Source organism: Streptomyces sp. NPDC041970, from assembly GCF_055588985.1.
The window spans coordinates 76,291-88,162 of the sequence record NZ_JBVJCD010000014.1 but is presented as its reverse complement, the minus strand read 5'-3'; the positions used below and the strand labels follow the sequence as shown (position 1 = coordinate 88,162).

9 protein-coding genes are annotated in these 11,872 nt (G+C 72.7%); 4 read left to right on the top strand and 5 right to left on the bottom strand.

Annotated elements, in window-relative coordinates; all coding sequences use genetic code 11:
* Positions 1 to 115 precede the first annotated feature (115 nt).
* The 5 genes from ilvC to ACZ6EJ_RS10605 form a co-directional block, all read right to left on the bottom strand.
* The gene (gene ilvC, locus ACZ6EJ_RS10625; protein ID WP_469266105.1) at positions 116 to 1,117 is read right to left on the bottom strand and encodes a ketol-acid reductoisomerase; all 1,002 of its coding nucleotides are present in this window, start codon (positions 1,115 to 1,117) and stop codon (positions 116 to 118) included.
* A 103-nt stretch (positions 1,118 to 1,220) separates the two neighbouring features.
* The gene (ilvN, locus tag ACZ6EJ_RS10620) at positions 1,221 to 1,748 is read right to left on the bottom strand and encodes an acetolactate synthase small subunit (RefSeq protein WP_469266103.1); all 528 of its coding nucleotides are present in this window, start codon (positions 1,746 to 1,748) and stop codon (positions 1,221 to 1,223) included.
* Between the two features lie 22 nt (positions 1,749 to 1,770).
* Complete coding sequence (locus ACZ6EJ_RS10615; protein WP_469266102.1) at positions 1,771 to 3,627, bottom strand: acetolactate synthase large subunit; 1,857 nt, start codon at positions 3,625 to 3,627, stop codon at positions 1,771 to 1,773.
* 217 nt (positions 3,628 to 3,844) lie between these two features.
* Positions 3,845 to 6,679: a putative bifunctional diguanylate cyclase/phosphodiesterase gene (locus tag ACZ6EJ_RS10610; protein ID WP_469266101.1), complete on the bottom strand. Its 2,835-nt coding sequence runs from the start codon at positions 6,677 to 6,679 to the stop codon at positions 3,845 to 3,847.
* A gap of 424 nt (positions 6,680 to 7,103) precedes the next feature.
* The gene (locus tag ACZ6EJ_RS10605) at positions 7,104 to 8,051 is read right to left on the bottom strand and encodes a 2-hydroxyacid dehydrogenase (protein WP_469266100.1); all 948 of its coding nucleotides are present in this window, start codon (positions 8,049 to 8,051) and stop codon (positions 7,104 to 7,106) included.
* A 190-nt stretch (positions 8,052 to 8,241) separates the two neighbouring features.
* Here ACZ6EJ_RS10605 and ACZ6EJ_RS10600 point away from each other — a divergent pair, with 190 nt between their 5' ends.
* From ACZ6EJ_RS10600 to ACZ6EJ_RS10585, 4 genes are all read left to right on the top strand, one after another.
* Positions 8,242 to 9,198: an aldo/keto reductase gene (locus ACZ6EJ_RS10600; protein ID WP_469266098.1), complete on the top strand. Its 957-nt coding sequence runs from the start codon at positions 8,242 to 8,244 to the stop codon at positions 9,196 to 9,198.
* 194 nt (positions 9,199 to 9,392) lie between these two features.
* On the top strand, positions 9,393 to 10,607 hold the full coding sequence (locus ACZ6EJ_RS10595) for a PQQ-dependent sugar dehydrogenase (RefSeq protein ID WP_469266096.1): 1,215 nt from the start codon (positions 9,393 to 9,395) through the stop codon (positions 10,605 to 10,607).
* A gap of 38 nt (positions 10,608 to 10,645) precedes the next feature.
* A complete protein-coding gene (locus ACZ6EJ_RS10590; RefSeq protein WP_469266094.1) occupies positions 10,646 to 10,945 on the top strand; it encodes a DUF6191 domain-containing protein in 300 nt (99 codons plus the stop codon).
* A 270-nt stretch (positions 10,946 to 11,215) separates the two neighbouring features.
* The gene (locus ACZ6EJ_RS10585; protein WP_469266092.1) at positions 11,216 to 11,731 is read left to right on the top strand and encodes a lytic polysaccharide monooxygenase auxiliary activity family 9 protein; all 516 of its coding nucleotides are present in this window, start codon (positions 11,216 to 11,218) and stop codon (positions 11,729 to 11,731) included.
* Positions 11,732 to 11,872: the final 141 nt, after the last annotated feature.

Here is an 11,872-nt window from a genome sequence, read left to right as displayed (position 1 = left end):
GAGACGCCATTTGGGGGGAGTGGGGCGCTAGGGGGGGGGGGGGGGGGGGGGGGGGGGGGGGGGGGGGGGGGGTGGGGCCTCCCCCCCCCCCCCCCCCCCCCCCCCCGTCCGAGGCCTAGGCCTCCTCGTCGTTCACCCAGCTCATGAGCTTGCGCAGCTCGCGGCCCGTGGTCTCCAGCAGGTGGTCGCTGTCGGCCTTCTTGTACTCGTTGTACTTGGGCAGGCCGTTGTGGTACTCGGCCATCCAGTTCTTGGCGAAGGTGCCGTCCTGGATCTCGGCGAGGACCTTCTTCATCTCGGCCTTGGTGGCGTCGGTGATGATGCGCGGGCCGGTGACGTAGTCGCCCCACTCGGCGGTCTCCGAGATGGACCAGCGCATCTTCTCCAGGCCGCCCTCGTACATGAGGTCGACGATGAGCTTCAGCTCGTGCAGGCACTCGAAGTACGCGATCTCGGGCTGGTACCCGGCCTCGGTCAGCGTCTCGAAACCGGCCTTGACCAGCGCGGCGGCGCCACCGCAGAGCACGGCCTGCTCACCGAAGAGGTCGGTCTCGGTCTCCTCGGTGAAGGTGGTCTTGATGACGCCGGCGCGGGTGCCGCCGATGCCCTTGGCGTACGACAGGGCGAGCTCCAGGCCCTTGCCCGAGGCGTCCTGCTCCACGGCGACGATGCACGGGACGCCGCGGCCCTCCTCGTACTGACGGCGGACCAGGTGGCCGGGGCCCTTCGGGGCGACCATGCACACGTCGACGTTGGCCGGCGGCTTGATGAAGCCGAAGCGGATGTTCAGGCCGTGGCCGAAGAACAGCGCGTCGCCGTCCTTGAGGTTGTCCTTGATGGACTCCTCGTAGACCTGGGCCTGGATGGGGTCCGGGACGAGGATCATGATGACGTCGGCCTCGGCGGCGGCCTCGGCCGGGGTCACCACGCGCAGGCCCTGCTCCTCGGCCTTGGCCTTGGACTTCGAGCCCTCGTGCAGACCGACGCGGACGTCGACGCCGGAGTCGCGCAGGGACAGCGCGTGGGCGTGGCCCTGGCTGCCGTATCCGATGACCGCGACCTTGCGGCCCTGGATGATGGACAGGTCGGCATCGTCGTCGTAGAACAGCTCGGCCACTGGGTCTTCTCCTTGGTGTGCAGGTGTTGCGTCCCACCGTACGGCGGGTGCGATGTGTGCGTGGTCGGGTCTCGCCATGCGAGCGGCACGGCGGCCGCCCGGCTCAGGCCGAGCGGTCGAGGGCGCGCAGGGACCGGTCGGTGATCGAGCGCGCGCCGCGCCCTATGGCGATGGTGCCGGACTGGACGAGCTCCTTGATGCCGTACTGCTCCAGCATCTTGAGCATCGCCTCCAGCTTGTCGGCTCCCCCGGTCGCCTCGATCGTGACGGCCTCCGGGGAGACGTCCACGGTCTTGGCGCGGAAGAGCTGGACGATCTCGACGATCTGGGAGCGGGTCTCGCTGTCGGCGCGGACCTTCACCAGGACGAGCTCCCGCTGGATCGCGGCGGAGGGCTCGAGTTCGACGATCTTCAGGACGTTGACCAGCTTGTTGAGCTGCTTGGTCACCTGCTCCAGGGGCAGGTCCTCGACACTCACGACGATGGTGATGCGGGAGATGTCGGGGTGTTCGGTGGTGCCGACCGCGAGCGAGTCGATGTTGAAGCCGCGGCGGGAGAACAGGGCGGTGATCCGGGCGAGGACACCGGGCTTGTTCTCGACCAGGACGGAGAGCGTGTGCTTGGTGGACATGGAGTCGGTCTCTCTCTGTCTCTCAGTCGTCTTCGTTGTCGCCGAAGTCGGGGCGGACTCCGCGTGCGGCCTGGACCTCGTCGTTGGAGGTGCCGGCGGCGACCATCGGCCAGACCATGGCGTCCTCGTGGACGATGAAGTCGATCACGACGGGGCGGTCGTTGACGGCGTTGGCCTCTTCGATGACCTTGTCCAGGTCGGCCGGGTCCTCGCAGCGGATCGCGTAGCAGCCCATCGCCTCGGACAGCTTGACGAAGTCCGGGACGCGGGTGCCCTTGGCCGGGGCTCCGTCGGTGTCCGTGCCGGAGTGCAGCACGGTGTTGGAGTAGCGCTGGTTGTAGAAGAGGGTCTGCCACTGGCGGACCATCCCGAGGGCGCCGTTGTTGATGACGGCGACCTTGATCGGGATGCCGTTGAGCGCGCAGGTGGTCAGTTCCTGGTTGGTCATCTGGAAGCAGCCGTCGCCGTCGATCGCCCAGACGGTGCGGTCGGGCATCCCGGCCTTGGCGCCCATGGCGGCCGGGACCGCGTACCCCATCGTCCCCGCGCCGCCGCTGTTGAGCCAGGTGGCGGGCTGCTCGTAGTCGATGAAGTGGGAGGCCCACATCTGGTGCTGGCCGACGCCGGCCGCGAAGATCGTGCCCTCGGGGGCGAGCCGGCCGATGCGCTGGATGACCTGCTGCGGGGAGAGGCTGCCGTCCTCGGGGAGGTCGTAGCCGAGCGGATAGGTGGCGCGCCACCGCTCGAGGTCCTTCCACCAGGCGGTGTAGTCGCCGGTGTTGCCCTCGGTGTGCTCGGCCTGGACCGCCTGGACCAGATCGGCCAGGACCTCGCGGGCGTCGCCGACGATCGGCACGTCGGCGGTGCGGTTCTTGCCGATCTCGGCCGGGTCGATGTCGGCGTGGACGATCTTGGCGTACGGGGCGAAGCTGTCCAGCTTGCCGGTGACGCGGTCGTCGAACCGGGCTCCGAGGGCGACGATCAGGTCGGCCTTCTGGAGCGCGGTGACGGCGGTGACCGAACCGTGCATCCCCGGCATCCCCACGTGCTGCGGGTGGCTGTCGGGGAAGGCGCCGAGCGCCATCAGGGTGGTGGTGACGGGGGCTCCGGTCAGCTCCGCGAGGACCTTCAGCTCGGCGGTGGCGCGGGCCTTGAGGACGCCGCCGCCGACGTACAGCACGGGGCGCCGGGCCTGGGTGATCAGCTTGGCGGCCTCGCGGATCTGCTTGGCGTGCGGCTTGGTCACCGGCCGGTAGCCGGGCAGGTCCTGGGTGGGCGGCCAACTGAAGGTGGTCCGGGCCTGGAGGGCGTCCTTGGCGATGTCGACGAGGACCGGTCCGGGGCGGCCGGTGGAGGCGATGTGGAAGGCCTCCGCGATGGTGTGCGGGATGTCCTCGGCCTTGGTGACCAGGAAGTTGTGCTTGGTGATCGGCATCGTGATGCCGCAGATGTCGGCTTCCTGGAAGGCGTCGGTGCCGATGGCCTTGGAGGAGACCTGGCCGGTGATCGCGACGAGCGGCACGGAGTCCATGTGCGCGTCGGCGATCGGGGTGACCAGGTTGGTCGCGCCGGGGCCCGAGGTGGCCATGCAGACGCCGACCTTGCCGGTGGCCTGCGCGTACCCGGTGGCGGCGTGGCCCGCGCCCTGCTCGTGGCGGACCAGGATGTGGCGGACCCGCGTGGAGTCCATCATCGGGTCGTAGGCGGGGAGGATCGCTCCGCCGGGAATGCCGAATACCGTGTCGGCGCCGACTTCCTCAAGAGAACGGATGAGGGACTGCGCGCCCGTGACGTGCTCAACGGTGGCGGGCGGCTGCCCGCCGGTACGGGCGCGCGGCTGCGGGTGATGGGCCCCGGTGGCCTGCTCGGTCATCGGCATTCTCTTCTCGAAGCTGAGGGTTTTCGCGGGTGTTTTGCAGCGGTTTGAGAGATGTCGGGCAACAAAAAACCCCTCGTGCCGGGAGGCAAGCGAGGGGAGCGCGTCGGATGCGGTCCGCAGAGTGTCGTGGAGTGACCCTGCTTCAGCCGACGCGCTTTCCAAGTACGAGAATTCGGGTGCGCATGGCATTGACCCTCTCTCCGGCACGCATGACGTGTCAAGTAGGTGGGACAGGCGTCTCAGCATGTGATCCGGCGAGCAGGGGGACCGAGCCGCCCGCCATGACCGGGCGGGGGCCGGGGACGCCCGGCACGGGGAACTCGCCGCGCACCAGGGCCCGTCGGAGCCGGTACTCGTCGAGCGGCCCGGAGAAGGCCATCCCCTGGCCGTGCGTGCACCCCATGGCCCGCAGGGCGAGGACCTGCTCGGGGATGTCGACGCCGTCGGCGACGGACTGGAGGCCGAGGTCGCAGGCGATCCGCAGCAGACCGCTGGTGATCTTGTGCAGCCTGGCCGACTCGACGACGCCCTCGACGAGATTCCGGTCGAGCTTCAGTACGTCGATGGGGAGCCGGCGCAGCGCGTTGATCGCGGCGTAACCGCTGCCGAACCCGTCGAGCGCGATCCGCACGCCGAGTCGGCGCAGCGCCACGAGGCGCTGCTCCAGGGCGTCGAAGGAGACGCGCGGGTCGCTGTCGGCGACCTCGATCATCAGAGCGCCCGAGGGGAGCCCGTGGCGGGTCAGCAGGGCCTCGACGGAGCCGAAGGGCGGGACGGTGTCCAGCAGTCGCGCGGCGGAGATCCGGACGGAGACGGGCACCGGGTGCCCGGCCCTGGCCCGGTCGGCGGCCTGGGCCACGGCCTCCTCCAGCAGCCAGCGGCCCAGCTCGGCGGTGCGGTCGTCATCGCCCTCGATCCGGAGGAACTCGGCGGGGGTGAAGAGGATGCCCTGCGCGGAGCGCCAGCGGGCCTGGGCGGCGACGGCCGCCACGGAGCCGTCGGAGAGGTCGACGACGGGCTGGTGGAGCAGGACGAACTCGCCGTCGCGCAGGGCGGTGCGCAGCCGGGTGGCCAGCTCGGACCGGCGTACGACGTCGGCCTGCATCTGCGGGGCGTACAGCTCGACCCGGTCCTTGCCGCCGGCCTTGGCCCGGTACATCGCGAGGTCCGCGTTGCGCATGAGGTCGGTGGGGCTGATGCCGGGCTCGGCGAAGGCGACGCCGATGGAGGCGGCCACCCGGACCTCGCCGGCGCCGACCCGGTAGGGCTGGGAGAGGGTGAGGCGCAGCCGCTCCGCGATCTCGTGGACCTGGTACTCCCGCGCGCCCTGGTCGTGGGCGCCGTCGCCGACGATGAGCGCGGCGAACTCGTCGCCGCCGAGCCGGGCGGCGGTGTCGCCCGCCCGCACGGACTCCTGGAGGCGGCGGCCGGCCTGGACGAGCAGCTCGTCGCCCGCCTGGTGGCCGATGGTGTCGTTGACCGCCTTGAAGCCGTCCAGGTCGATGAAGAGGACGGCGGTGCCGGGGTCGCAGGAGCGGCGGCCGCCGAGCGCCTGCCGGACCCGGCTGGTGAACAGGGCCCGGTTGGGCAGGTCGGTGAGCGGGTCGTGCTCGGCGTTGTGCTGCAACTGGGCCTGGAGCCTGACCCGTTCGGTGACGTCCCGGCTGTTGAGGAGGAGGCCGCCCTGGTGGCGGTTGACGGTCGACTCGACGTTGAGCCAGTCGCCGGCGCCGGAGCGGAAGCGGCACTCGATGCGGGTGGTCGGCTGCTCGTGCGGCGGGGCGGCGAGGAAGCGCCGCAGGTCGTGGACGACCCGGCCGAGATCCTCGGGGTGGATGATCGAGGACAGCTCGCAGCCGACGAGGTCCTCCGCCTCGCGCCCGTAGACCCCGGCGGCGGCGGGGCTGACGTAGCGCAGGGTGCCGTCGGGAGCGGCGATCATGATGACGTCGCTGGAGCCCTGCACCAGGGAGCGGAAGTGGTTCTCCTTCTGGGCCAATTCCTGGGTGAGGGTGAGGTTGTCGAGGAGCATGATGCCCTGCCGGACGACCAGCGCCAGCACGACCGCGCAGCCGGTGAGGACCACGACCCGGTCCACCCGGCGGCCCTCGACCACGTTGTACAGGATGCCGAGGGTGCAGACGGCGGCGGCCAGATACGGGGTCAGGGCCGCCAGCGAGCCGGCGATCGGGCGGCTGGTGGCGGCGCGCGGCGACCCCGGACGGTCGGCGTCCCGCGATCCGCGCCGGGCGCCCCAGGGGGCGTAGGCGAGGAGCAGCGATCCGGCGAACCAGCCCGCGTCGAGCAGTTGGCCCGACTCGTAGGTGGAGCGCAGCAGCGGCGAGGTGAACACCGCGTCGCTCAGGACGGTCAGCGCCAGGGCGGCGATGGCGGTGTTCACCGCGGAGCGGTTGCCGCCGGTCCTGCGGAAGTGCAGGGCGAGCACCATCGAGACGAGCACGATGTCGAGCAGCGGGTAGGCCAGCGAGAGGGCCGCGGACGCCACTCCGGCGTCCGGGAAGCCCTCCAGGTGGGCGGAGTGCGCGGCGGTGTGCGCGAGGGCGAGGCTCCAGGCGAGCGTCAGCAGGGAGCCGCCGATCAGCCAGGCGTCCAGGGCCAGGCACATCCATCCGGCGCGGGTGACCGGGCGCTTGGCGAGCACGAGCAGGCCGACGATGGCCGGTGGCGCGAAGCAGAGGAAGAAGACGTCCGCGAGGGAGGGGGCGGGCACGGGGACCCCGAGCACCACCTCGTACCAGCCCCAGACGGCGTTCCCGCAGGCCGCCATGAGGGAGGAGAGGGAGAACAGCAGCCAGGCGGGGCGCAGCCGGCCCGCGCCCGCGCGGGCGTGCAGGAAGCAGGAGACGGCGGCGATCAGGGCCGCCACGGCGAGGCCGAAGTCCCCCATGACCAGCGCCAGTCGGGGCGAGCCCCAACCGACGGCGGCGCCCACGGAATACCCCGCGCAGACGACGCCGAGCAGGATGCGGGACCGCAGGCCCGCGCTCCCGGAGGCGGGCCTCGGGGAGAGCAGGGCCGCCAGCGCGCTCACCGGAGGGCTCCCCGTCCCGGACCCGCCGGGCTCAGGTGCCCCGGCGTCCGGCTCCGCCCCGGACCGGTCCGGGGTCGCCCGGCGCCCGCTCGCGGGCGGTCGGCCCGCCGCACCCCCGGCTCCGCAGCCGTCGCGGGGCCGGGATCCGGCCAGCGGCGGGCGGTACGCTTCGTCCGAGCCGACGGCCTCGACCGCTCGCTCGTCCGCGTCGGATCGTCTTTCCATGGCCAGCACATCGCCCGTCGCCCCCTCGCGTTCCGATGCTCCCCCCGCGCCGTCCCTTCCACGGCGCAGCCCCCCGGTCCGGACAATACACCAGGTCCGTCACGGAGCGCCATAGCCCCTCTACGCTGCGTGACGAAACCCGAGGTGGGCGGCACTGCGCGTGTCCGGTCAAGCCCGCAGCGTGGCCGTACGGGGCGGGTCAGCCGGTGGTGCGGACCACGTTGTGCAGCGGTTCTCCGGCCGCGAACCGGGTGAGCTGCGCGGCCAGCAGCCGCTTGGCGCGGGGTGCGAACGCCGAGGTGCTGCCGCCCACGTGAGGTGTGATCAGGACATGGGGCGCGTGCCAGAGGGGGTGGCCGGGGGGCAGCGGTTCCGGGTCGGTCACGTCGAGCGCTGCCCGCAACCGCCCGGATTCCAGTTCGGCCAACAGGGCCTCGGTGTCGACGACTCCGCCTCGGGCGACGTTGACCAGCAGGGCCCCGTCGGCCATGGCGGCGAGGAAGTCGGCGTCCACCAGCCCCTCGGTGGACGGGTTCAGCGGGGTGGAGACCACCACGACGTCGGCCTCGGGCAGCAGTGCGGGCAGCGCGTCGAGCGCGTGCACGGGCCCCCGTCCGGTGGTCCGCGCCGAGCGCGCGACGCGCGTCACCCCCGCGCACTCGAAGGGGGCGAGCCGGTCCTCGATGGCCGAGCCGATGGACCCGTACCCCACGATGAGGACGGACTTGTCGGCGAGCGCGGGGTAGAACCCGGACCGCCACTCCTCGGCGTCCTGGCCCCGCACGAATCCGGCCAGGCCGCGCAGGGAGGCCAGGATCAGGGCGAGCGTCAACTCGGCGGTGGACGCCTCGTGCACCCCCTTGGCGTTGCAGAGGCGGACGCCCGCGGGCAGCAGGCCGAGGCCGGGTTCCACGTGGTCGATGCCGGCGGAGAGCGTCTGCACCACCTGGACGGCGTTCATCGCGGCGAGCGGCCGCACCGCGATCTCGGACCCCTTCATATAGGGAACGACGTAGAAGGCGCAGTTGGCGGGGTCCGCGGGGAAGTCCGGGCCGCCGTCCCAGAAGCGGTAGCCGAGGCTCTCGGGGAGCCCGTCGATCTCCTCGGCCGGGTAGGGCAGCCACACGTCGGGGGTCGTCGCAGTCATGGTCAGGAGGCTATGCGACGGGCCCTCCGGCGCTCCAGGGCGGCTGCGCGGAGACCCGCCGCCGGCAGAGGTTACTTTTGGGTGCGGCGGCCCCGTGACGACGGGAGCGAGAGCCTGCTCGTGGCGAGAGGTCCTAGGGGGAGGGTTCGGGGAGTTGGAGTGCAGGACTATCGGGGCGGCGGGGCTTGCCGTGGGCGCGATCGGGCTGGGCTGTATGCCGATGAGCTGGGGTTACAGCGCGTCGCAGCGGCGCGGGGACCGTTCGCTGCGGACGGTGCACGCGGCACTCGATGCGGGCGTCCGGCTGCTCGACACCGCGGACATGTACGGGCCGTTCACCAACGAACTGCTCGTCGGTCGGGCGCTGAAGGGCCGCCGGTCCGAGGCGTTCGTCTCCACCAAGTGCGGTCTGCTCGTGGGCGACCAGCACATCGTGGCCAACGGCCGGCCCGGATACGTGCGGCGGGCGTGCGACGCCTCGCTGCGCCGGCTCCAGACCGACGTGATCGACCTCTACCAACTCCACCGGGCCGATCCCGAGGTGCCGGTGGAGGAGACCTGGGGGGCGATGGCCGAGTTGGTGACGGCGGGCAAGGTGCGCTCGCTGGGGCTGTGCGCGGTGGGGGCACGGGCGCCGCGCCGGTCGGGCGAGGGCCCGCACGAGGGAACGATCCGCCAGTTGGAGCGCGTGCAGCAGGTCTTCCCGGTCAGCGCCGTCGAGGCGGAGCTGTCGGTGTGGTCGCGCGAGGCGCTGACGGAGCTGCTGCCCTGGTGCCGGGCGCGCGGTGTCGGACTGCTGGCCGCGATGCCGTTGGGCAGCGGCTACCTGACCGGGACGCTCACGCCGGGCCAGGGGTTCGAGCCGGAGGACCTGCGGGCCAGGCATCCGCGGTTCACGGCGGAGATGATGGCGGCGAACCAGCCGGTGGTGGCCGGTCTGCGGCGGATCGCGGAGCGGCGCGGCGCGACCGTGGCGCAGGTGGCGCTGGCGTGGGTGCTGCGCCAGGGGCCGCACGTGGTGGCGGTGCCGGGGACGAAGCGGGAGCGCTGGGCGGTGGAGAACGCCGGGGCCGCGCGGGTGGCCCTGGAGGACCGGGACCTGGCGGAGATCGCCGGACTGCCCGCCGCACGCGGATCGTGGGACTGAGCCCCGCGAGGGGCGTACGGGGGCGCGGGCGGGTGCGCCGGATCGTGCGGGCGGCGAGCCCGCGGTGGCCTCCGGCCGTTCGCGGCGCGTCGTGCGGGCCGGGCGGGGGTCGGGAACGGGCCGAACCGGAGCCGTCGGCCCCGGTCTCGGTGTAGGAACGGGACAGTCAGTCAGTCGTCGAAAGGATCGGTTCCGTGCGTGGTGCTGTGTTCGGACCTGTGCAGTCCCCCGCGGTGCGCAGGGGGGCGGTGGCCGTGGCGGCGTCCGCCGCCCTGCTGCTGTCCGCCGCGTGTTCCGGCGACGGGACGGAGGGGGGCCCGTCCGGGCGGCGGGCCGGCTCCCCGACCGCCGCGCCTGGCTCCGCTGCGCCGCCCTCCCCGGACCGGTCGGCCGTGCGGCCGCCCGCCGAGGGGTCGGCGAAGGTGGTCTCCACACTGACCGAGGGGCTGAAGTCGCCCTGGGGGCTCGCCGCGCTGCCGGGCGGCGATCTGCTGGTCGCCTCGCGGGACGAGGGGACCGTCCACCGCGTCGACGGCGAGAGCGGGAAGCAGACGCTGCTGGGCTCGGTGCCCGGCGTGTCGTCGGCGGGCGAGGGCGGCCTGCTCGGGCTCGCCGTCTCCTCGACGTTCGGCGCGGACCAGCTCGTGTACGCCTACGTCACCACGGCCTCCGACAACCGGATCGTCCGGATGCCGTACGACGAGCAGCGTCCGGAGGGCCGTCGGCTGGGGGCCCCGGACACCGTCCTGCGCGGCATCCCCAAGGGCGACATCCACAACGGCGGCCGGATCGCCTTCGGTCCGGACAGGATGCTGTACGCGAGCACGGGCGAGACCGGGGACACGGGCCTCTCCCAGGACAAGGAGTCACTCGCGGGCAAGATCCTGCGGATGACCCCCGACGGCGAGCCGGTGCACGGCAACCCGGAGGCGGACTCGGTGGTCTATTCGTACGGGCACCGCAATGTGCAGGGGCTCGCCTGGGACGCGGAGAAGCGGCTGTGGGCGGCGGAGTTCGGCCAGAACACCTGGGACGAGCTGAATCTGATCAAGCCCGGCGGCGACTACGGGTGGCCCGAGGTCGAGGGGCGGGAGGGCGGGAAGGGGTTCGTCGACCCGGTCGCGCAGTGGAAGACCTCCGACGCCTCTCCCAGCGGGATCGCGTTCGCCGCCGGCTCGATCTGGGCGGCCGGACTGCGCGGCGAGCGGCTCTGGCGGATTCCGCTGTCCGGCGAGGGGGGCGCGGAACCTTTGGCGGACCCTCAGGCGTTCTTCGAGGGCGCGTACGGACGCCTGCGCACAGTGGTGAGTGCGGGGGGCGACCGGATGTGGCTGGTCACCAGCAACACGGACGGCCGGGGGACGCCGAAGCCGGGGGACGACAGGATCCTCCTGGTCGAGGTGGAGTAGCCGCCCGTCCGAACGGCGAACCGGAGGGAGCACGGCTGGTGTTCAACTTCTTCGAGGAGCTTTTCGCACCGGGACGCAAGCACACCTCCGACGAGCGGAAGCGGCTGGAGCTGAGCCGGGTGGACCTGGGCGTCGGCGATCCGGGCCGGGGGCCGATAGACCTGACCTCCGGGAAGGTGACCGTCCGGGCCCCGGAGCCGGACCCCGGCCCGCGCACCGGCTCCGGGCGGGTGCGGCCGGTCGCCGCCCCCGAGCAGGACGCCGTGCTCGACCGGCCCCGTCCGGGCAGGCCGGTCGAGGGTCCGGGCCGCCCGGCCCCGGAGGAGCCCGAGCCGTAGGCCGGGGCGGCGCCGGCGGTGGGCAGGCGCTACGGCGGCGGGTGCGGGCGCGCGTGGGCGGTCGGGTGGACCGCCGTAGCCGCCGACCCCGCCGGGCCCTCTCGCCCTTCGGCCTCAACTGCCGTATATGCGCACTGGTTTGGTCTAGACCAAGAGGGGTACGCTTCCGTCGCTGCTCCTGGTCGTCTCCGCGGCCTCGGAGCCGCAGCTTGACATGCTCATGCCTGCGTTGCCTTCGGGCGGGCGGGCGCCCCCCACAGAGGAGTCGTCATGAAGAGCAAGAAGATGTTGGCCGCCGCCATCGGAGCGGGGATCGCCCCGCTCCTGGTCGTGAGCCTGCCCGCCAGTAGCGCGAGCGCGCACGGCTACATATCCTCGCCGCCCAGCCGGCAGGCCCAGTGCGCCTCCGGCGTCGTCGCCTGTGGCGCCATCAAGTACGAGCCGCAGAGCGTCGAGGGCCCCAAGGGCCTGTCGAGCTGCAGCGGAGGGAACGCCGGCTTCGCCGAGCTCAACAACGACGGCAAGGGCTGGAAGGTCACCCCGGTCAGCCGGACGACCAGCTTCAACTGGCGCCTGACGGCCCGCCACGCCACCAGCACGTGGCAGTACTACGCGGGCGGCCGGAAGATCGCGGAGTTCAACGACGGGGGCGCCCGGCCGGGTGAGACCGTCACCCACCAGGTGAACTTCGGCAGCCTGACCGGCAAGCAGAAGGTGCTGGCCGTGTGGAACATCGCGGACACCCCGAACGCCTTCTACGCCTGCGTGGACGTGAACGTGAGCTGACGCGCCACCGCTCCGCCCGGTCCCGCCAGGTCGAACCGGACCCGGCGGGACCGGTGGGCGTCCCGGGGGGGGGGGGGGGGGGGGGGGGGGGGGTGGTGGGGGGGGGGGGGGGGGGGGGGGGAAGCGGGGGGTCCGCGGCGG

What these genes read in the sequence shown, in the direction of transcription:
- ilvN (WP_469266103.1), bottom strand. Translation starts at nt 1,748, where the DNA reads ATGTCCACCAAGCACACGCTCTCCGTCCTGGTCGAGAACAAGCCCGGT.
- ACZ6EJ_RS10615 (WP_469266102.1), bottom strand. Translation starts at nt 3,627, where the DNA reads ATGCCGATGACCGAGCAGGCCACCGGGGCCCATCACCCGCAGCCGCGC.
- ACZ6EJ_RS10585 (WP_469266092.1), top strand. Translation starts at nt 11,216, where the DNA reads ATGAAGAGCAAGAAGATGTTGGCCGCCGCCATCGGAGCGGGGATCGCC.
- ACZ6EJ_RS10605 (WP_469266100.1), bottom strand. Translation starts at nt 8,051, where the DNA reads ATGACTGCGACGACCCCCGACGTGTGGCTGCCCTACCCGGCCGAGGAG.